We start from the raw sequence: 20,627 nt of genomic DNA on the forward strand, positions 1-20,627 counted from the left end.
ACAAAGGTGTTTACTCGGATTTAATTCGAAACTTCCTCCAAGTTCTATGGATTAACGGCTTTTTAGGTATAATTAAATCTAACTTGATCGCTACCTAGCAGTGTGAAGACCGCACTCTGTTTTATTAACCCCGGCCCACCTACCAGCACGCGTGTCATCAGAATCCTTCACTGAAGAAGTACATGGTATACAGCCTATACTTGGGTAGCCCTGATCATGCAATTCATTGTATGGCAAGTTGTTTACTTGGATATAATTCCAGACATCATCCAAAGTCCAATAGATTAACGGGCAAACTTTGATGGATTTAAATCGTTCATCTTTATTGACAAAATCAGAATCCTTCCGTGTTTCGGACTGTTCCCTTCGCAGGCCAGAGATCCAAGCAGGAAAACCACTTAACGCTTCTTCAAGGGGCTTTATTTTTCGAATGTAACAACATTGGTCAGGTCGGCGTTTCCATAAGGCAGAACCGTATTCACCAGCCTGCTCCTCCAACGTTAATTCAGGTTTTTTTAAATGAATCTGAAGTTCAGGGTATTTTTCCTTTATTTTGTCAATAAGTTCATATGTTTCCTGAAAATGAATCTCCGTGTCAAGAAAAACAATTTCTGCATCCTTTTTCACCTTGGAAATTAAATCAATTAATACAATTCCTTCCGCACCAAAGCTACATGCATAAACGACAGAATCCTTATATGATTCATAAGCCCATTTCAGAATTCTAGAAGCTCCTTTTGTCGCGTCAGCTGGATTCCATTCCTTAAAAGGATCACCGGGAAAATCATTGTATGTAATCGAATCATTATTCATACTACATCCCTCCAAATAAAAGCTAAAATAAAAAACCCCTTCTTAAAAACAAGAAGAGGTTTAAACACTACTCTTCCTATCTCCAAGTTTTACACTTCTGGAATTAGCACAGTATTTAAAAATCTGTTGCTGAGGTTTCAAAGGGCCAGTCCCTCCACCTCTCTGGATAAGAAAATTGCATACTTAATTTTAAATTAGTTCATACTTTACAGCTGTTATCGTAGAATGTCAACAGGAAAAATAAATGTTTTTGAAAAAATAAAATAAGGAAATTATATTTTCATAGTAATGAAAACCGTTGCAGTTATTAGTTTTAAACCAATTCATAAATTAATAAAACGATAAAATTTAACATTTGCCCCTTGCATTATTTTCCATTGTATATTAAAGTATTGGAAATTAAACTTTTCATAAAATTAAATAAAGTATTCTTATCAAGAGAGACGGAGGGATTGGCCCGACGATGTCTCAGCAACCAGCCTTTTTGGCCATGGTGCTAATTCCAATAGGTTAACTACTTACCTAGAAGATAAGGGGATTGTTTTCGTTATTAGGGACCTTCTTCTTCTAGAAGGTCCCTAATTTTTTATTTCATATGAGGAGGTCTAGCGAACATGGGCTTTAACAAAGATCAATTGGAAACAAAATTAATTCATGCATCATCAAATGTTGACATTGAACAGAAAACAGGTGCAGTAAACGTCCCTATTTATTTATCATCCACCTTTCACCAAGAAAGCTTTGATCATTTTGGCCCATTCGATTATAGTCGATCGGGAAATCCGACAAGGCAAGCATTGGAACAAACAATTGCTGAATTAGAAGGTGGTGTAAGAGGGTTAGCATTTGCTTCTGGAATGGCAGCTATTTCTTCTGCTTTTATGTTGCTTTCTGCTGGTGACCATGTGCTAGTTTCTGAGGATGTATACGGCGGTACGTATCGTTTTATAACAGAAGTGTTAACTAAATACGAGATAGACCACACATTTGTAAATATGACAGATCTTAATGAAACCGCTAGTGCTATCCAACCAAATACGAAGGTAATATACATGGAAACACCATCTAACCCGTGTTTAAACATTACAGATATTGAAGGTGTCGTAAAGGTTGCTAAAGCTAATCATTGCTTAACCTTTCTCGACAACACTTTTATGACTCCACTCTATCAGAAACCGCTTGAACTAGGTGTAGATATCGTGCTCCATAGTGCCACTAAATTCTTATCAGGTCATAGCGACGTTATTGCTGGTTTAGCAGTGACAAGGAACGCGGAACTTGGCGATGAGTTAGCATTTATTCAGAACTCTTTTGGATCTATTTTAGGTGCGCAGGATTCCTACACCCTTATCCAAGGGATCAAAACGTTAGGTGCCCGTTTAAAACAGTCATCCGAATCTGCAGAAAAAGTAGCTACTTATTTACATGATCATCCGTTAATTGAAGAAGTCTTTTACCCTGGTTTAACTTTCCATCCAGGGCATTCAATCCATGCCAGACAGTCTAAAGGGTCAGGAGCTGTTCTTTCTTTCCGTTTACCAAATAAAGCAGCTGCTAAAGCATTCGTCGAACAAATTCGACTACCTATATTCGCCGTAAGCCTTGGAGGGGTTGAATCGATTCTTTCTTATCCAGCAACAATGTCTCACGCTGCAATGCCAAAGCAGGAAAGAGAGAAAAGAGGCATTACGGATGGATTGTTAAGACTTTCTGTTGGCCTGGAACATGTAGAAGATTTAATTGCAGATCTAGATCAAGCATTAAAAATACCTCACCACCAAATGGAGTTGGTTTAGTATAACTAAATAAGTCTTTTCAAGGAGGAAATAGATGGATTTATTAAAAACATTGAAAGAGCGCATCCTGATTGGTGATGGTGCGATGGGGACTCTACTATATTCTTACGGAGTAGATCGCTGTTTTGAAGAATTGAACCTGACACATGAAGTGCAAATAGCACATGTTCATCAAGCCTATATCGATGCTGGAGCTGATTTAATCCAGACAAATACTTATGGGGCAAATTATATCAAGCTTGCTAGGTATGGATTGGAAGATCAGGTTAAAAAAATAAATACCGCAGCAATTAATATAGCCAAACAAGTAGCTAGTGATCATACATTTGTCCTTGGAACAATAGGAGGAATCCATGGAACGCAAACATCGCTAGGAACAAAAGAGGAAATAAAAAGAAGCTTCAGGGAACAATTGTATTGCCTGCTTCTAGGAAATGTCGATGGACTGATATTGGAAACCTATTACAACCTAGATGAATTAACAACAGTCTTAGAAATTGCTCGGGAAGAAACAAATCTGCCGATAATTGCCAATGTGTCCATGCATGAGGCCGGTATTCTTGAAAATGGAATCCATTTATCTGATGCATTACAAAGATTAGAGGATACAGGTGCCGATATTGTCGGAATCAATTGCCGGTTGGGCCCGCACCATATGGTGGAGTCATTAAAGAACGTTCCATTATCCAGAAACTCCTTTCTGGCATCCTATCCAAATGCTAGTTTGCCAGCTTATCATGATGGCAAGCTAATCTATGAAAACGAGCCAGATTACTTCGAAAACTGTGCACGTGATTTTCGTAATGAAGGCGTTCGATTAATCGGGGGATGTTGTGGAACCACACCTGAACACATACATGCATTAGCACGCGGTGTAAAAGGATTAAAACCTTTAACGGAAAAGAAAATTATCAAAAGACCCTCATCAATCAAAGTTAAAGAGAACCAAGTCCGTACTGAAACACCCCTACTAGATATTGTAAAAAAACGACACACCGTTATTGTTGAGCTTGATGCACCAAAGCACTTAGATACAACTGAATATATGGAAGGTGTAAGGGCATTAAAAGAAGTGGGTGTTGATGCGATTACATTGGCTGATAATTCACTAGCAACACCAAGAATAAGTAACCTAGCAATTGCTACAAAAATAAAGCGAGAAATTGGCCTTAGACCACTTGTTCATTTAACATGTCGAGATCGGAATTTAATTGGACTGCAATCCCATTTGATGGGACTGCACACACTAGATATCAACGAAATCCTGGCAATCACGGGTGATCCGACTAAAATAGGCGATTTTCCTGGTGCCACTTCCGTTTTTGATGTCACTTCCTTTGATTTAATTAAATTAATCAAACAATCCAATGATGGTCTTTCCTTTTCCGGAAAGTCATTAAGACAGGCAACCTCCTTTCATGTGGGTGCTGCTTTTAATCCAAATGTTGCAAGGCTTGATAAAGCGGTGGAACGATTAGAGAAGAAAATCGCTTGTGGTACAGACTACTTTCTAACACAGCCCATATACAGCCCGGAAAAAATCATTGACTTAGCTGTAGCAACTAAACATATTGATACACCTATCTTTGTTGGAATTATGCCGCTAACTTCAACGAAAAACGCAGAGTTTCTGCATAACGAAGTGCCAGGTATCAAGCTAACTGAAAGCATACGGGCAAAAATGCGGTCAGCAAGCGCGGATAAAGAGCAATCGGTCGAGCAAGGTATTACAATCGCAAAGGGATTAATCGACGTTGCTTTGGAAAACTTCCACGGCATATATTTAATTACACCGTTCATGCGTTATGACATCTCCATTCGGCTTGTGGAGTATATTCAGAAAAAAGTACAATCAAAACGCCTTGGGGAGGTGTTGTCTACTGCCCGTTTGTAAGAATTGTTGTAAAAGCACTTTCTAAAATTAGAGGAGGAAAACAAAATGACAAAAGTAATCAGTTCAACTTTAGGGTATCCAAGAATTGGCGAGAAAAGAGAATGGAAACGATCATTGGAAAAGTTCTGGAGTGAGCAAATTTCAGAAAAGGAATTACTGGAACAAACGGAGCGATTAAGACTTGATAACTTAAAAAAGCAACAAGCACTCGGTGTTGATTTGATACCGGTTGGAGATTTTTCCCTATATGACCACGTCCTAGATACATCCATCATGTTCGGCGTAGTTCCAGACCGTTTCAAATACGATGGTGGGAAAGTTAATCTAGAGACTTATTTTGCCATTGCACGAGGGACTAAAGATGCGGTCGCATCTGAAATGACAAAATGGTTTAATACAAACTATCACTACATCGTTCCTGAGCTTGAAAATGTGAAACCAGCATTAACAGAAAATCGCCCACTTTCATTTTATAAAGAGGCAAAAGAAAAACTGGGTATTGATGGGAAACCAGTAATTTTAGGACCGATTACATACCTAAAGTTATCAAAAGGTTATGACGAGCAAGACTTCCCTACACTTTTACAAGCATTTATTCCTTTGTATGTCCAACTATTAAAAGAACTAGAAGAAGCCGGAGCATCATGGGTACAAATCGATGAACCCATTTTTGGAACAAATCTTTCAGATGAAGTACTAGCAGCTACTAAACAGGCTTACAAACAATTCGACGAAAAGGTACCGAATCTAAAACTTATTTTACAAACCTATTTTGAGAACATTGTAAATTACAAAGATGTCGTTGAATTACCTGTAGCAGCCATCGGGATTGACTTTGTGCATGGAGAGTCACTGGAATTATTAAAACAACACGGGTTCCCTGCAGATAAAGTACTTGCAGCTGGGATTGTCAATGGCCGAAATGTTTGGAAAGCGAATTTGGAAGACAAACTGGAACTACTGAAAAATATTAAACAATATGTAAACAATAATCAGCTGATCGTACAGCCCTCCTCTTCTTTATTACATGTACCAGTAACCACAAAATTGGAGGAGACACTTGATCCAGCGATTATAAGCGGATTATCTTTTGCTGATGAAAAGCTTGAGGAAATTATCACGCTATCAAAAGGCCTGCAGTCCGGAAAAGAAACGATCAGCAAAGAAATACAGAATAACAAGCAGCAAGTAGATGATTATAACAATTCCACCAACCGGATCAATGAACGCGTGAGAAGAACGATTGAGCAGCTAGACGATTCCGATGCAAAACGTGCCCAACCATTTGCCGAGCGGATCGAAAAGCAAAATGAACAATTAAAGCTGCCACTGCTTCCAACAACAACGATTGGCAGTCTGCCACAAACAACAGAAGTAAGAAAAACAAGAACAAAATGGCGTAAAGGAGAAATTACCACGAGTCAATACGAACAATTCATTAACAATAACATAGATAAATGGATAACAATCCAAGAAGAAATCGGGCTTGATGTACTAGTACATGGAGAATTCGAGCGAACAGACATGGTAGAATACTTCGGTGAAAAACTGAATGGATTTGGTGTCACTGAGTATGGTTGGGTTCAATCTTATGGTTCACGTTGTGTGAAGCCTCCTTTGATTTTCGGAGATGTTTCTTTTGATCAGCCAATGACAGTAAAGGAAAGTGTCTTTGCACAATCATTGACAGACAAACCTGTAAAAGGAATGCTTACTGGCCCGACCACGATTTTAAACTGGTCATTTGTTCATGACGATGTACCAAGAAATACGGTACAGAACCAGATTGCTTTTGCCCTCCGCAAAGAGGTGGAAGCTCTTGAAGAAAATGGCATCCAAATTATTCAGGTAGATGAGCCTGCTTTAAGAGAGGGACTCCCGTTGGACGAAAAAAAATGGGAAGCCTATCTGAATGATGCAGTATATGCATTCCGATTGGCAACATCTTCTGTTCAGGATCACACACAAATTCATACACATATGTGTTACTCCGAATTTCAAGATATTTTTGATGCGATTGACGCTTTGGATGCAGATGTCATTTCAATTGAAACATCAAGAAGTCATGGTGAAATTATTGGTACATTTGAAGAGAATACCTATAAAAAGGAGATCGGACTTGGTGTTTATGATATTCATAGTCCACGGATACCAGACAAAGAAGAAATTAAACAAAATATTGTCCGAGCATTAAAAACCATTTCTGCGGAACAGTTCTGGATTAACCCTGATTGTGGTTTAAAAACAAGAAATCAAGCAGAAACGATTGGTGCATTAACAGCGATGACCGAAGCCGCTGAAGAAATACGCAAGGAACAATTAGCCTATCAGAAATATTGAACTACCCACCACTTAACATCCATACGGATTGTTTGAAGTGGGGATTCTAAAAAAAGACATGTATTGTACATGACCGTATCCCGTTCAACTAGGATGCGGTTTTTCCATTTTTCAACTTTAACAGACCTTTTATTTCCAAGTCTGTAAGAGCACCTGAAGCAAAAAATTCGTTCGTAGAACGAAACCTGTCTAAGTTGAAAAAATTTGAATGGTAGTACGAATTAGTATGTATACCTTTCAACGCATTCGAAATATACTTCCAATGCACCCAATGATGAGCACCTACTATCTTCTCTGGTAGTAGTGTGCCCAACACTGGTGGAAGTTTTTCTTTAAAACCCATTGCTCTACGAGCAATTACAAAACTAGCTGCTTCATGTATCGATATACCTAATCTTTTCATATACTTCATCTTACCTATTTGACTTGTATATGCAGGGTTGACTTCAAAAACTGCAATGTCCTCTTTTTCAGCTCGTGATTTTATTGCAGTAAGCATCTTTTTGTATGCGAAAGCAGACATCATCCTATTTGCTTTTTTGTTTCCGTAGGGATTAGATAGCTTTGATGATGTCGTATTTAGTTTCTCGACTACTATCGGCTTATTTGTACGAGTAGCAATGCTAACGACCTCTATTGCTTCGGCTTCAATGATTTTCGTCGTCTGTCCACTTGTCTTGCCTTTCAAATCGAATTTTAAAGACCAGGAACCTAGGAGTTGACCATTCGAATTAACATGTGATACTGCGAAATGGTCAACGTTACAGTCAATGCCAATTGCTCCATCTGTCTTGGAATGATTCACATACGCTTTTGATTCTTCATCGAACATCGTTTTAAAGATGTAGTATTCCCCACAGTCTTCTATTGCCCATGCTACTGGCTTCCCGTATTTCATTTTATTCTTACAATTCGTCTGTGCAAGGATCCTACTTTCTACTTTTTCTTGACCATAAGGGAAATACAGGTTCTCAATTTCAACTAAGACACCTTTCGGTGTCTTGAAACGAAGCACTTTATTCGTCCAATCATAGTTAAAAACAAAATTTCCACAGCCTGAGTCCTTACGACCAGAAATGACCATCTTTCGGTATCTATTCTCTTCCCAAGTCTTTTGCCAAAGTTTATGGTTATTGACATACGTATCGATAGTGTACTGTGCTTGGAATTGTTTTTTTGAACCAAAGACGACGCTCGGTATTTTCGTCTTTAAGGATTTTAGGCTATCATCGTATTTGTTCAATTTGAAGTTTAAAAAACCAGTTCGTGTGTGGAGTCTTTTGATTTCAGCATCTAAGTATGTATGTTCAAATTGATACGTATGATAATACAAATCAGTCTTATTTTTGAATTGCACGACAAAGTAGTTACCCAACTTTTTCATTCTTGAATTTTGGGGGAATGATGGCTTTCCGTTTCTAAATGTTTTTTTAATTTTTTTTAATGACGTTAGTTTTGATTTGTCTTTTTTTATTTTCTTTTTGATCGACTTAATTTGAGTCTCTTTGTTCTTCATGTATAGCTTCTTTAACTCGACTAGACTCTTTTCTTTTGCTTTAGCCTCTTGAACGGCGCTATTAGTGTAGTAATCATCCAACGAAAACCTGTTCTTTACCGTAAGGTGCAACGATTTGTCTCGTTTTTTCAATCCAGAGCGTTTTTCTTTTGTTGCTGTACTAAAGGCAAACTGCTTCGCTCTATTAAACACAAAGAGAGCATGACCAATAGTATCAACGTTTTCATCCAAAATGGTATTCTTATAGATACGATTTGAAAAATACGCCTTAATTCCCATAAGTCATGCTCCTGTCTTGTTATATTGTATTTATTATATCAGAATGTCTGTTCCCATTTCAACAAAAATCTTCTTCGGAGGGGCGATTCATCCCCCACTTAACATTGGTTTTTGAAACCTTCGAGTGTTTGAAGTGGGGTCTTCTCGCCCTAATAAGATAAAGATAGAAGGGTCACTCTCTCACACTACCACGTATGATTTCGTGTACGACGGTTCCATTAAGGCAAAACGCAGGATTTCATATTTATGGATATACTTTTCAAACCCTAGCTTTGCCAATAGGCATTGTCTAGGGTTTTGTTTAATACTGGATTTTTTACGCTTAATTTCCTCGAACAATGTTATGATATACTGATAAATAAAAGATTTTTGAACTTGGAGGATGGTCATATGAATGAAAAAGATTTGGAAATTGCACAAATCCTAGAGGGTGGTGCGAGACTCTCTACTGATTCAATAGCAGATATGGTTGAGTTAGAGAAGGAAGAAGTAGAAAAAATCATTAAATCTTTAGAAGAAAAAGGGATTATACTAAACTATCAGGCTGTTATTAATTGGGATAAAGCACCTGTTAATGGCGGGGTTGCTGCGATGATTGATGTAAAAGTCACTCCCAAAAGAGATATAGGATTTGATGGTGTTGCAGAAAGAATCTATCGTTTTCCTGAAGTTAAAGCTGTCTATTTGATGTCTGGAGCTTACGACCTTTCGGTACAAGTAGAAGGAAAAACAATGAAGGAAGTCGCCTATTTTGTTTCAAATAAGCTATCTACAGTTGATTCTGTTCTTTCCACTACCACTCACTTCTTATTGAAGAAATATAAGCATGACGGTGTGATATTTGAATCTGGTCAAAAAGATAAGCGAGCTGTGGTGTCACCATGAGCCAAGTTTCTACAAAACGCTACCTTTCAAAAACAGCAAAAAACATAAAACCATCTGGTATTCGTCGTTTTTTTGATCTAGCTAATCAAATGGAGGACGTCATCTCGCTAGGTGTAGGAGAACCAGATTTTGTAACTAGTTGGAATGTGTGCGAGGCTGCGTATGCCGCGATGGAAAATGGTTATACGGCATACTCAGCAAATGCTGGATTGATGGAATTACGGGAAGCTATCTCTGGGTATTTAACTAAACAATTTAAGCTTCGTTACCAACCAGCGTCTGAGATTATTGTTACTACTGGTGCAAGCCAAGCAATTGATCTTGCCTTTCGTGCTTTAGTGGACCCTGGCGATGAAGTACTTATCCATGAACCTAGCTTTGTTGCCTACGCTCCGATTGTCCAATTAGCTGGAGGTATACCAATTCCAGTGGAAGCATCAGCTGAGAGTGCGTTCAAGCTGTTACCACAACAATTGGAAGCAAAAATTACAGATAAAACAAAGCTTGTGTTACTTTGTTTTCCAAATAACCCCACCGGTGCTACACTGGACGAAACTGAATTGGGTAAAATTGCGGAAGTAGTTAAAAAGCATGATCTCCTCGTTCTATCAGATGAAATATATGCCGAGTTAAGTTATGATAAAGCCCATGTTAGTATTGCTAGTATACATGATATGAAGGAACGAACGATTCTTATTTCTGGCTTTTCGAAAGCCTTTGCAATGACAGGATGGCGCCTTGGCTATTTAGCTGGCCCAGAGGTATTTATCCAAGCCATGCTAAAAATCCATCAGTACACCATGATGTGTGCTCCCACTATTGCGCAGCACGGAGCATTGGAAGCTCTCACAAATGGGCTTGAAGATGTGACAAAAATGGTGACCAGTTATCGGCAACGGAGAAACTTTTTTGTGAAAGCATGCAACCAGATTGGGCTTGAGTGCCATAAACCAGGTGGAGCCTTCTATGCGTTTCCTTCGATACATAAGTTGGGACTGTCTTCAGAGGAATTTGCGGAAGAGTTGTTAAAAGAAGAAAAGGTAGCTGTCGTTCCCGGAAGCGTCTTTGGGCTAGGGGGACAAGGCCATATCAGGTGTTCCTATGCAGCTTCCATGGATAATTTACAAAAGGCGATTGAACGAATGGATCGCTTTTTAGCTAAGCGAATCTGATGTAATTATGGAATCTCTGGGCTCTGACAGCGGAATGTTTAACTCAGACATCCTGTTCCTATGAATACTCGTCGCAAAAAACAAAGAAGTAATTCGAGGTAACGAGTTCTTTTAGTGCGTGTTCAAAAAGGAGGATAAAAAGGACCGAGAAGTTCGAGGCAGCGTAGCTTAGAGTACCGGAACGTATGCTATTAATACGTGAGGAACGGAAAAGCAAGCTAACGAAGAAATTCGATGCGTCATTTTTACCGGACTTTTTGAACAACCTCTTTTAGGTACAAAACTTATTTTATTAGGTAAATAAACGTTACAATAGCGCAGCTTTCAGCCACGCTATTGTAACGGTTTTTTCAAAGCAATGATTTCAACAAATGAAACATTCCCTGAAAAGGGAGGTTAAAGTAACCATATAACTTTGTTTTTATCCCTAGCTCATATTTAGAACGGTTACTTTTTCACGGGTTACGGACTCAATACTTTTTCGAATGCCTTGCGCACCTAAACCGGAGTTTTTGACGCCGAGGAATGGGAAGTGATCAGGTCCCCGTTCCGTTTTGCCGTTGATTTGAACAGAACCTACCTCAAGCTCACTACCGATACGAATGGCTTGTTCGACATTTTTCGTAAAAACACTTGCCTGCAGACCATATTCCGACTCGTTTGCAATTATTACGGCTTCTTCAATGTTTTGTACACGAATAATCGGCAGCACCGGACCAAATGGCTCTTCCCATGCAACAGTCATGTCTACTGTTACGTTGTCAAGCAACACAGGGTAAACAAGGTTTCCTTCGCGCCTGATGTCAGTAAGAGGTGTGGCGCCTTTTCCAACGGCGTCATCCACCAATTGTTGAACAAAATCGGCTGCTTTCTCGTTGATTAACGGGGTTACAGTGGCATTATCTTCTGGCATCCCAACTTCCAAAGCCTTGATTTTGTCTTTCAATTTATCAACTAACGCATCTGCTACTTCATCTAATACAAGGACACGCTTAATCGCGGTACAACGTTGGCCAGAATAGGAAAATCCACCGCCGACGATATCTCCAGCGGCTTTTTCAAGATCGGCGTCGTTCAGCACAATTGCTGGATCTTTTCCGCCTAATTCGAGGATGACGGGAATCATGGAAGCTTTTTTAGAAATGTATTCGCCTGTTTCAGATCCACCTGTAAAGTTGATCAAGTCAATTGAAGGGTGAGTCGTTAAATAATCGCCGATCTCAGAACCTTTGCCTGTTACAAGATTGACAAGCCCTGAAGGAAGCCCAGCTTTGTCCAACGCCCTTACCATTAACGTCCCGCTTATTGCCCCCTGCGTTGCTGGTTTGAAAACAACTGCATTCCCAGCGATTAAAGCAGGTGCAATTTTTGCGGCTGACAGGTTAACTGGATAATTAAAAGGAGATATAGCAAGAATAACGCCCAAAGGTTCTCTTTGTACCATTGCGAGCTTGTTGGCGCTTCCGGCGTTGAAGCTTCCGCCATTGATCAACTCACCATGGATTCGCTTCCCTTCTTCCGCAGTATATTTAATAAAATCGGCAGTTCGTACGACTTCTTTTTCTGCAGAAGAATACCCTTTACCGACTTCCTTCATAATGGTTTCCGCTATTTCTTCTTTCATCTCAAGCAGCTGGTCCGCCCACGCATAAAGTAGTTCAGCACGCTCACTAAAAGAAAGGTTTGCCCAATCTTTTTGAGCTGCCTTTGCCCCTGTTACAGCAAGGTTTACTTCATTTTCTGTCATTGCCTGTACAGAACCGACTGGTGTGTTGTCGGATGGAGATTGATTCTCAATCGTTTTACCCGATAAACTCTCTCTCCATTCTCCATTTAATAAAAACTGATACGTATTTGCGATCATTTCTGCCTTCATCTTATCAAACCCTTCTCTTTTTGTTATGAATCGTCACTTTTAAATATGTATTTCATCATAATTGAGAAAGCGCTACCAAGTCAACGGAAAATTTAGATTAATTTAATTTTTTAAAAAATAACCTTCTAATATGTACAATAATAAGTGCCCATCAATGTACATTGATGGGCACTTATTATTGTTTATTTTTGTTTTTTCGCTAACGGAACCCACTGTCATACGTGAGAAACCTTTTCTTACTACATAAACGTATCTGTCAAATTTGTAACGATTTGTTTTTTACGTGAAACAACACCTTTTAATAGTGCACGATTATTTTCAAGCCTTACATCAAAAGCTTTTTCCACATTGTCCTTAGCTTTCCCTAGTGCAATTACTTCTGAATCATTGTTTAGGATGTCAGTTACTACAAACAAGAATAAATCCAATTTCTTATAGGCAATCGTAGCATTCATTTCTTGTTCCAAATCTGGCTGAAGCTCGATCACTTTACTCGTATCTACTGCATTCACTTGTGCGATTTCTACTTTTGCTCCATTCATTTCAAATTCCTTTGCATCCATTGTGATTAAATCGTTAATTGATTTATCACTTAGATCGGCTCCTGCTTGTAGCATTGCAAGTCCATATTCGTCTAAATTGATTTCCGCAATTTCAGCCAATGTATGTGCTGCATCCACATCTTCCTGTGTACAAGTTGGTGATTTTAACAATAAAGAGTCAGAAATGATTGCAGATACTAATAATCCAGCAATTTCTTTTGTGATTTCCACATTATTTTCTTCGTACATTTTCTTTAAAATTGTAGCTGTACACCCTACTGGCTCCACGCGAAAATAAAGGGCTTCTCTTGTTTCGAAATTAGCAATTCGATGGTGGTCAATTACTTCAATAATTTTAACATCATTAATATTTTCTACGCTTTGTTGAAATTCATTATGGTCAACTAAAATGACGTTCTCTACTTCAGTTGGAACACGATCAATTAGTTTTGGTTTTTCAACTTTAAAATAATCAAGTGCATATTGGGTTTCCTTATTTACTTCACCCAAACGTACAGGCTCTGTATCTTGTCCTAACTTATTTTTCAAATGGGAAGCTGCAAGTGCTGCAGTTATTGTGTCTGTATCAGGGTTTTTATGTCCAAAAATAAATGTATTAGCCATGGTAGACGACTCTCCTCTATTAGTTATGTAAACTTTTTTTATACTTACTATTTATATCAATTATAGTACCTAATTGCAAAAGAAAAAACACCCAGTTGTTTAAAGTAGCCAAAAATAAGGTAATGAACCAATAACTATAATAAATCTATAATTAGGAGGAATCTCAGGATGAGTACGAAAAAAGCATTACAAAAAGCTCCTTCATCTTTTTGGAGAAACACAGAAAAGTTACCTCAACACACTTGTTTAAACAAAAATCTGAATGTAGATGTTGTAGTAGCTGGTGGTGGAATTGCTGGAATTACAACCGCTTATATGCTTGCCAAAAAAGGTAAAAAAGTCGCACTAGTTGAGGCTAGAAAGCTTTTGAGTGGTACGACTGGATTTACCACCTCTAAATTAACTGCCCAACATGCCCTAATTTACGATGAGTTGATTGGTCGATATGGTAAAGACACGGCAAAAAAGTATTATCAGGCAAACATGGAAGCACTTGCACTTGTGAAAAAGTTTCAAGAAGAAGAGCAGATTGACTGTGAATTAGAGGAAACAGACGCTTATGTTTTCACAGAGTCCAGTGATTGGAAGGATAGGCTTGAGAAAGAAGCACAGGCATATGAAGTACTAGAAATTGATGGTGAACTTGTTGAGAATATCCCCCTTGATTTAGATGGACAATCAGCAATCGTAATGCATAAACAAGCCCAATTTCATCCAGTGAAATACTTACATGGCTTATTAAAATCCATCGAGAATAATGGTGGAGAAATTTATGAAAACACTGCCGTCATGGATGTAGATGATAAAGATGGTATCACCTGTCAAACAGATCAAGGATACAGCATAATATGTGAAAATGTTGTATTCGCGACTCATTCACCAACGTATGAACCTGATAATTTTTATTCTGGCCATCTTAAACCTGAAAGTTCTTACGCATTGGTTGTGAAAGCTGAAAAACCATTTCCTGGAGGCATGTATATTAATGCTGAGTTACCAAAGCGGACTATGCGAGGCATGAAGTATCACGGAGAAAACTATATCCTTGTTGGTGGAGAAAGTCATGATACGGGTGACGGAAAATCAAGTCAAGAAAGGTACGAAGAACTTGTTGAATATGCAGATAAACTCTTTGGTGTAAAAGAAGTGGTCGATCATTGGTCCTCACATGACTTGTTCTCACCTGATCGAATCCCGTTCATCGGAAAGATATTCGCAGATAAAGATAATATTTATACCGCAACAGGATTTGGCAAATGGGGATTATCTAGTGCAACAATTGGGGCAGAAGTAATAACCGATCTCATTCTTGGTAAATTCAATGCATATACAGCATTATTTTCCCCGGCAAGAGAACTAAACGAAACCGATAAAGAAGATGAATCAGAAACGAATGCTAGGAATGATTCAAATTCAGCAACAAAGCCTGAAGATTTAGCAAATGGTCGAGGAGCTGTCGTAGAGATAGATGGGGATAACGTTGGGGCATACCGGGATACACACGGTAAACTGCACATTCTCGATATTTCATGCACCCATATGGGGTGTGGTGTCGCTTGGAACGACGGTGACAAGACTTGGGATTGCCCATGTCATGGTTCAAGGTTCAATGCAACGGGCGATGTCATTGAAGGTCCCGCACTTGAGCCTTTGGGTAAGGTTGAAAACAATTAGGGCAATTAGGGAAATCCCGGTCTTCTCGGTGAAGATCCGGGTTTAACTTTACACGTAAGGAAAGTATAAAATTTAGCTCTATTAAGCTTACTTATATCAACGGTCATGTCTAGCTCCAGCGCCCAGCAACTAGCAAACTTCACACTCCTCCACTACGATAAGTCAACATCGGTTGTTGAAAAAGGAAGGCCGACTAACTACGGGCTGTCGCTCAGGCGTCGGCATACCCCTGTTGCAGGGGCATGTTTCCTTTATCTCATTGCGAAAGAATGTTCGATCAAGACCGTCGCTTTGCGCGACAACATCGAACCACCCGTGTTGCACGGGCGCAGTTTGTACGTTGCTAAACGGGCGCTTGCGCTTTTCTTATTCCATATTATTATACCAACTAATTACTGAACTTTTTATATCTTCATCTTGCACTTCTTTGAGACCAAATCCATGAATATCTACCACCCGTACAAACTCATTTGATGCATACGCAAGTTTTACGATGCAATAGCCTTCTATAGGTGATGGCGCGATCTCAATAATTGTTTCATTTTTATAGTAATGTTCAATTTTTTCTCGATCTTCCGGTAAATACCATCCATCGGATTCAACTGGTTCTGATTCTTTTACTTCTTCTACTATCACATCATTGTCTTGTAGTACTTCTTCCTCAGTCATTTTCATATAAATTCGTTGTAGTAGTTGGATATTTTCAGCAAAGCCAATAAATAACATTCCCAAAATAAAACCACCTATAGACCATATGAAAAATATTGCCCAACTTTCATAGTTCGAGCCTATCAGTATGCCAGCAAATATACCTATTGTAATTTGCGCGACACCAATAATAAATAATATTTTTGCTATAAAATTTTCATACATTAGACTTTGCCTCCTCTTCATTATTATGACACATTACAAAAATAAATCCCTCTAAAAAGCGATAAATTTTACAAATTCGCAATTTGTTTTTATAGTGAAGAAAGATACTAAATTGAAAAGGGATTTTTTATGAAGAAAATAATAGTAATTGGCGCTGGAATATTGGGTGCATCAACTGCCTACCACCTAGCTAAAAATGGTGCTAACGTTGTTCTTATTGATCGACGTGATGCAGGGAAGGCAACAGATGCAGCAGCGGGGATTGTATGCCCATGGCTATCACAACGGCGAAACCAAAAATGGTATCAGTTAGCAAAGGGTGGCGCTAAAATATATCCTGGTTTAATAGATTCCTTAGCAAATGATGGCGAGACAGACACAGGCTATGATCGGGTTGGGGCATTAAGCATCCATACATCGCTCGAAAAGTTGGAAGCAATGAAAAAACGTGCATTAAAACGCCGAGAGGATGCGCCTGAAATTGGTAATGTTACACTTTTTGACCACGAACAAACAAAAGCCATGTTTCCCCCTTTAGAAGATGGTTATAAAGCCGTACATGTCAGTGGTGCCGCACGAGTAGATGGAAGAAAACTTTGTAGATCGCTGATTAACGGAGCACAAAAGCACGGTGCAAAGTTTATTTCAGGTGAAGCATCAATACTTTATGACGGAAAAATGATTAATGGTGTTCAGATTGCTGGAGAAAAAATTGACGCCAGATTAGTCATTGCTGCAAATGGTGTATGGATGCATGAACTCTTACATCCACTGGGAATAACTATGAATGTCACCAGTCAAAAGGCCCAGCTCATCCATGTCCAACACCCCCAATTTGATTCGTCCAAGTGGCCTGTCATTATGCCACCAAATGATCAATATATCTTAACATTAACGGATAATCGAATTGTATTAGGTGCTACACATGAAAATGATGTGGGATTTGATTCCCGAATCACTGCTGGTGGCATACATGAAATTTTATCGAAGACACTGGCGATTGCACCAGGATTAGCAGAAAGTACGTTTTTAGAAAGTCGAGTAGGGTTCCGCCCATTCACACCTGGGTTCCTCCCCGTATTTGGTTCTGTTCCAGGCTTTGACGGGCTTTTAGTCGGAAATGGTCTAGGCGCTTCTGGACTTACCATGGGACCGTTTATCGGGGAGCAGCTGGCAAAAATAGCTCTAGAGCAACAGCTAGATGTTAACCTGAAAGACTATGATGTGGCACAAGCAATATTAGAAAACTTGGCATTCGCCAAGCATTTGGACGAATGACTTAGTTGCACTTATGTAGATAAGAAAGTTTTATACTTTCTTATCTGTAAATAAAGCCCGGTTTGGTCAGATACCAAATCGGGCTTTTTCTCATTTATTTTATGATTAACACGGGGCAGTTAACACGTTTGGCTACTTTATGACTGACACTGCCTAAGATGAATGTTTGTAGATCGTTGAGTCCTCTACTTCCAACCACTACACAGTCAAAATCACCTTCATTTGCAAACGATACAATTGTTGGTCCTGCTTCTCCGTGAAGTACTTCAACTGAGTACGTTACACTAGATTGGTGAAGCAGCTCTTCTACAGGGTGAATTTTCTCCCTACGACTCTTTTCTACCTCAAATTTATCTGCATGGTGTAATGCATCAGACTTTGATGCTTGCCCGTCAATAACGTAAATCACTTTAATTGTACCTTCAAACTTTTGAGCAAGTTCGATTGCATGATCTGTTGATCGTATCGCGTGCTCCGAACCATCCGTCGCTAACAAGATATTTTTAAACAAAGCTACACCTCTCTCCATTCAGATGTTCGCATATTAGTGTCCTGAAGCTTTTGACAACCCACCAATTCGATTTTTCAGATGCTTACTATCTTCATTTAACCCTGTATATGTTACTTTTATCTCTTGTTGTTCAAATTTCGTTTCAATTTTATCCAATGCCCCGATAGCTGAATCATCCCACAAATGCGCGAGACTTAGATTAATTTCTACTTCCTTTACAGTATCGTGGAAATTGAATTTTTTTGGAAAATCACTTACAGATGCAAAAAACAATTGTCCATTTACATAATAGATTCGTTTTTCATTGCTAGATACTAATTCGTCTGTTACCTTTACTTTAGAAATCTTTGCTGCAAAGAAAATCGCACTCAGCAGAACACCCGCTAGAACACCTTTTGATAGATCGTGCGTTAGCAAAACGATTACAACTGTTGTTACCATAACTGCTGCATCTGTTCGAGGTAATTTATGCAGATTCTTAACCGACGACCAATCAAACGTACCAATTGATACCATGAACATAACACCAACTAATGCTGCCATTGGAATTTGCACAACAACACTTCCTAGCACAATAATTAAAAACATCAGGAATGCACCAGCAACAAATGTGGACAATCTACCTCTTCCACCGGATTTACAGTTGATTACTGATTGACCAATCATTGCACAACCCGCCATTCCGCCAAAACAACCAGCCACAACATTTGCAATACCTTGACCGCGACTTTCTTTATCTTTATTACTCTCTGTATCTGTCATATCATCTACAATACTAGCGGTCAAAAGTGTCTCTAGTAATCCGACAATCGCAAGTGCTAATGAATATGGAAAAATAATCATAAATGTTTCAAAAGTTAACGGGATAGATGGAAGTAAAAATACTGGTAATTGTGACGATAAATTACCTAAATCTCCCACCGTTCTAATATCTAGCCCACCAAATACGGTAATTACTGTAATAATTATAATTGCAACTAGCGTTGATGGTACTGCTTTCGTCATTCTGGGAAACAGGTAAATAATTGCTAGAGTAAGAGCCACTAACGCATACATAACCCATGTTTCACCCACAAAGTGTTGCAGCTGTGCCATGAAAATCAAAATAGCTAATGCATTAACAAAACCGACCATCACCGAACGTGGTACGAATTTCATTACTCTAGCTAATTTAAATATACCAAATAATATCTGAATTATGCCTGTTAAAATAGTTGCTGCCAATAAATACTGTAATCCGTGTTCTGCAATTAGTGTTACCATTAACAGCGCCATGGCTCCTGTAGCTGCTGATATCATAGCGGGACGGCCGCCAACAATGGAAATCACAATTGCGATACAAAACGAAGCATACAGGCCTACCATTGGGTCAACGCCAGCAATAATAGAGAAAGCAATCGCCTCTGGAATCAACGCCATAGCTACTACCATACCAGATAGGACATCTCCCTTGACGTTTCCAAACCAATCATTCTTTAATTGTTCTATATTCAAATCTATACCCCTTTCAATTATTATTTTTTCAAGCTTTCTTTTAAGCTTTATCCGTAAACAACCTATGTATCATACCACATATAGACATAGAATTAAAACTGTATGTAAGCGTAATTATTTTCCATATAATCTCTTATACTCGATTATTCTTACATATACTGTTTCATATAAAAATCCAAGGAAGCTACTAGCAAAGCCTTCTTGGATTCACGGTTTTTATTAATCATGCCGATCGATTTTGATTTTTTAGTCCCTGCTTTTCTATGAAATTAATAAGTGCTCTAATTTTTATATAGAAGTATTGGAATAATGGGCTTTGTATAAATGTAAAAAGAAACGTAAAGATAAACACGGGCCCACCTAAAAGTAAACCAAATACTAGTACACTAGTTTCCGTAATAATCCGTACTTTCCGTATAGGCGAACCAGTTTTATCAGAGATGGATAACATAAATCCATCTCGTGGCCCTGAACCTACTCCGGCTGCATTATACATTCCCCCACCAAATCCCATAAATACTATGCCTGTTAGAAGTAGAACGATGTCTACCCACGTATTTGTGGCAATTGGTAAAATATTTAACCATAAAAATAAATCGACAAATCCACCAACAAGTAGTGCATTTAAGAATGTACCAAGTTTAATGTACCGCTTATCAAGAATATAAGAGATAAGTACAAGAATCATTCCGCAAACAATATTCCACGTCCCAATGGTAAATCCATATTTTTCAAATAGGCCAACATTGAGCACATCCCATGGATGAATACCTAAATGCTGTACATTAATTGTTACAGAAATACCAAAACTAAAAAAGATTACTCCAACAAAAAAAAACGCCCAACGTAAAAAATATTGCATAAAGCATCCTTCTTTCTAGTTACAATACATTTATATTGCTGGATGTTAGAGGAAGATACAAGTAGGAAATGCTAATAGTGGTTGCTAATTTCTATGATTCTTGTCTCTAATCTCACGCTCTAAGTCATGAACCTTTTTTTCAAGTGTTTGTATTCTGTATAGCAGATCTTCTTTATCAATATATTCACGACGTGTGGT

The 20,627-nt window shown here is 38.6% G+C and carries 15 protein-coding genes and 2 riboswitches; of the genes, 7 read left to right on the forward strand and 8 right to left on the reverse strand.

Translation table 11 applies throughout. The annotated features are described in order from the left end of the window. Nucleotides 1-90 precede the first annotated feature (90 nt). Nucleotides 91-813, reverse strand: a complete 723-nt coding sequence (locus tag CFK40_RS18115; protein ID WP_089533793.1) for a phosphoadenylyl-sulfate reductase — start codon at nucleotides 811-813, stop codon at nucleotides 91-93. Between the two features lie 73 nt (nucleotides 814-886). Beyond that, a riboswitch (SAM riboswitch) is annotated at nucleotides 887-986 on the reverse strand. Between the two features lie 255 nt (nucleotides 987-1,241). Next, nucleotides 1,242-1,349, forward strand: a riboswitch (SAM riboswitch). A gap of 78 nt (nucleotides 1,350-1,427) precedes the next feature. Between CFK40_RS18115 and metC the strand changes: the two genes are divergently transcribed. From metC to metE, 3 genes are read left to right on the forward strand one after another with little or no spacing between them, the layout of a single operon-like run. Then, nucleotides 1,428-2,609 (forward strand): cystathionine beta-lyase, encoded by a 1,182-nt coding sequence (gene metC, locus CFK40_RS18120; RefSeq protein WP_089533794.1) that lies wholly within the window; start codon nucleotides 1,428-1,430, stop codon nucleotides 2,607-2,609. Between the two features lie 34 nt (nucleotides 2,610-2,643). Then, on the forward strand, nucleotides 2,644-4,503 hold the full coding sequence (locus CFK40_RS18125; protein ID WP_089533795.1) for a bifunctional homocysteine S-methyltransferase/methylenetetrahydrofolate reductase: 1,860 nt from the start codon (nucleotides 2,644-2,646) through the stop codon (nucleotides 4,501-4,503). 45 nt (nucleotides 4,504-4,548) lie between these two features. Further along, the gene (gene metE / locus CFK40_RS18130; RefSeq protein WP_089533796.1) at nucleotides 4,549-6,843 is read left to right on the forward strand and encodes a 5-methyltetrahydropteroyltriglutamate--homocysteine S-methyltransferase; all 2,295 of its coding nucleotides are present in this window, start codon (nucleotides 4,549-4,551) and stop codon (nucleotides 6,841-6,843) included. Between the two features lie 88 nt (nucleotides 6,844-6,931). On the opposite strand, the gene CFK40_RS18135 is transcribed toward metE, so the two are convergent. Continuing rightward, nucleotides 6,932-8,638 carry an RNA-guided endonuclease TnpB family protein gene (locus CFK40_RS18135; RefSeq protein ID WP_089533797.1) on the reverse strand — a complete coding sequence of 569 codons (1,707 nt, stop codon included), beginning with the start codon at nucleotides 8,636-8,638 and terminating at the stop codon, nucleotides 6,932-6,934. A 390-nt stretch (nucleotides 8,639-9,028) separates the two neighbouring features. Between CFK40_RS18135 and CFK40_RS18140 the strand changes: the two genes are divergently transcribed. Both CFK40_RS18140 and CFK40_RS18145 read left to right on the forward strand, forming a co-directional pair. After that, nucleotides 9,029-9,523: an Lrp/AsnC family transcriptional regulator gene (locus CFK40_RS18140; RefSeq protein WP_089533798.1), complete on the forward strand. Its 495-nt coding sequence runs from the start codon at nucleotides 9,029-9,031 to the stop codon at nucleotides 9,521-9,523. Next, nucleotides 9,520-10,695, forward strand: a complete 1,176-nt coding sequence (locus CFK40_RS18145) for an aminotransferase (protein ID WP_089533799.1) — start codon at nucleotides 9,520-9,522, stop codon at nucleotides 10,693-10,695. The genes CFK40_RS18140 and CFK40_RS18145 overlap by 4 nt, the downstream gene beginning before the upstream one ends. Nucleotides 10,696-11,122: 427 nt before the next feature. On the opposite strand, the gene CFK40_RS18150 is transcribed toward CFK40_RS18145, so the two are convergent. After that, nucleotides 11,123-12,559: an NADP-dependent glyceraldehyde-3-phosphate dehydrogenase gene (locus CFK40_RS18150; RefSeq protein ID WP_152640166.1), complete on the reverse strand. Its 1,437-nt coding sequence runs from the start codon at nucleotides 12,557-12,559 to the stop codon at nucleotides 11,123-11,125. 251 nt (nucleotides 12,560-12,810) lie between these two features. Continuing rightward, nucleotides 12,811-13,737 (reverse strand): manganese-dependent inorganic pyrophosphatase, encoded by a 927-nt coding sequence (locus CFK40_RS18155; RefSeq protein WP_089533801.1) that lies wholly within the window; start codon nucleotides 13,735-13,737, stop codon nucleotides 12,811-12,813. A gap of 168 nt (nucleotides 13,738-13,905) precedes the next feature. On the opposite strand from CFK40_RS18155, the gene CFK40_RS18160 reads away from it, so the two are divergent. Continuing rightward, entirely contained in the window at nucleotides 13,906-15,411 is a 1,506-nt protein-coding gene (locus tag CFK40_RS18160; protein WP_089533802.1) for an FAD-dependent oxidoreductase, read from the forward strand. 366 nt (nucleotides 15,412-15,777) lie between these two features. On the opposite strand, the gene CFK40_RS18165 is transcribed toward CFK40_RS18160, so the two are convergent. Beyond that, a complete protein-coding gene (locus CFK40_RS18165) occupies nucleotides 15,778-16,284 on the reverse strand; it encodes a hypothetical protein (protein WP_089533803.1) in 507 nt (168 codons plus the stop codon). A gap of 129 nt (nucleotides 16,285-16,413) precedes the next feature. On the opposite strand from CFK40_RS18165, the gene CFK40_RS18170 reads away from it, so the two are divergent. After that, complete coding sequence (locus CFK40_RS18170; RefSeq protein ID WP_089533804.1) at nucleotides 16,414-17,562, forward strand: NAD(P)/FAD-dependent oxidoreductase; 1,149 nt, start codon at nucleotides 16,414-16,416, stop codon at nucleotides 17,560-17,562. Between the two features lie 94 nt (nucleotides 17,563-17,656). Here CFK40_RS18170 and CFK40_RS18175 read toward each other — a convergent pair whose 3' ends face one another. The 3 genes from CFK40_RS18175 to CFK40_RS18185 form a co-directional block, all read right to left on the reverse strand. Then, nucleotides 17,657-18,073, reverse strand: coding sequence for a universal stress protein (locus tag CFK40_RS18175; protein ID WP_089533805.1), 417 nt, complete (start codon nucleotides 18,071-18,073; stop codon nucleotides 17,657-17,659). A 33-nt stretch (nucleotides 18,074-18,106) separates the two neighbouring features. After that, the gene (locus CFK40_RS18180) at nucleotides 18,107-19,567 is read right to left on the reverse strand and encodes a SulP family inorganic anion transporter (RefSeq protein WP_089533806.1); all 1,461 of its coding nucleotides are present in this window, start codon (nucleotides 19,565-19,567) and stop codon (nucleotides 18,107-18,109) included. 223 nt (nucleotides 19,568-19,790) lie between these two features. Continuing rightward, the gene (locus tag CFK40_RS18185; protein ID WP_089533807.1) at nucleotides 19,791-20,429 is read right to left on the reverse strand and encodes a YczE/YyaS/YitT family protein; all 639 of its coding nucleotides are present in this window, start codon (nucleotides 20,427-20,429) and stop codon (nucleotides 19,791-19,793) included. Nucleotides 20,430-20,627: the final 198 nt, after the last annotated feature.

Source organism: Virgibacillus necropolis (genome assembly GCF_002224365.1).
Taxonomy (GTDB): domain Bacteria; phylum Bacillota; class Bacilli; order Bacillales; family Amphibacillaceae; genus Virgibacillus_F; species Virgibacillus_F necropolis.

Excerpts from the sequence above, each read along its gene's own strand:
- CFK40_RS18140 (WP_089533798.1), top strand. The coding sequence starts at position 9,029 with ATGAATGAAAAAGATTTGGAAATTGCACAAATCCTAGAGGGTGGTGCG.
- CFK40_RS18160 (WP_089533802.1), top strand. The coding sequence starts at position 13,906 with ATGAGTACGAAAAAAGCATTACAAAAAGCTCCTTCATCTTTTTGGAGA.
- CFK40_RS18145 (WP_089533799.1), top strand. The coding sequence starts at position 9,520 with ATGAGCCAAGTTTCTACAAAACGCTACCTTTCAAAAACAGCAAAAAAC.
- CFK40_RS18150 (WP_152640166.1), bottom strand. The coding sequence starts at position 12,559 with ATGATCGCAAATACGTATCAGTTTTTATTAAATGGAGAATGGAGAGAG.
- metC (WP_089533794.1), top strand. The coding sequence starts at position 1,428 with ATGGGCTTTAACAAAGATCAATTGGAAACAAAATTAATTCATGCATCA.
- CFK40_RS18165 (WP_089533803.1), bottom strand. The coding sequence starts at position 16,284 with ATGTATGAAAATTTTATAGCAAAAATATTATTTATTATTGGTGTCGCG.
- CFK40_RS18135 (WP_089533797.1), bottom strand. The coding sequence starts at position 8,638 with ATGGGAATTAAGGCGTATTTTTCAAATCGTATCTATAAGAATACCATT.
- CFK40_RS18185 (WP_089533807.1), bottom strand. The coding sequence starts at position 20,429 with ATGCAATATTTTTTACGTTGGGCGTTTTTTTTTGTTGGAGTAATCTTT.
- metE (WP_089533796.1), top strand. The coding sequence starts at position 4,549 with ATGACAAAAGTAATCAGTTCAACTTTAGGGTATCCAAGAATTGGCGAG.
- CFK40_RS18170 (WP_089533804.1), top strand. The coding sequence starts at position 16,414 with ATGAAGAAAATAATAGTAATTGGCGCTGGAATATTGGGTGCATCAACT.
- CFK40_RS18115 (WP_089533793.1), bottom strand. The coding sequence starts at position 813 with ATGAATAATGATTCGATTACATACAATGATTTTCCCGGTGATCCTTTT.
- CFK40_RS18155 (WP_089533801.1), bottom strand. The coding sequence starts at position 13,737 with ATGGCTAATACATTTATTTTTGGACATAAAAACCCTGATACAGACACA.
- CFK40_RS18125 (WP_089533795.1), top strand. The coding sequence starts at position 2,644 with ATGGATTTATTAAAAACATTGAAAGAGCGCATCCTGATTGGTGATGGT.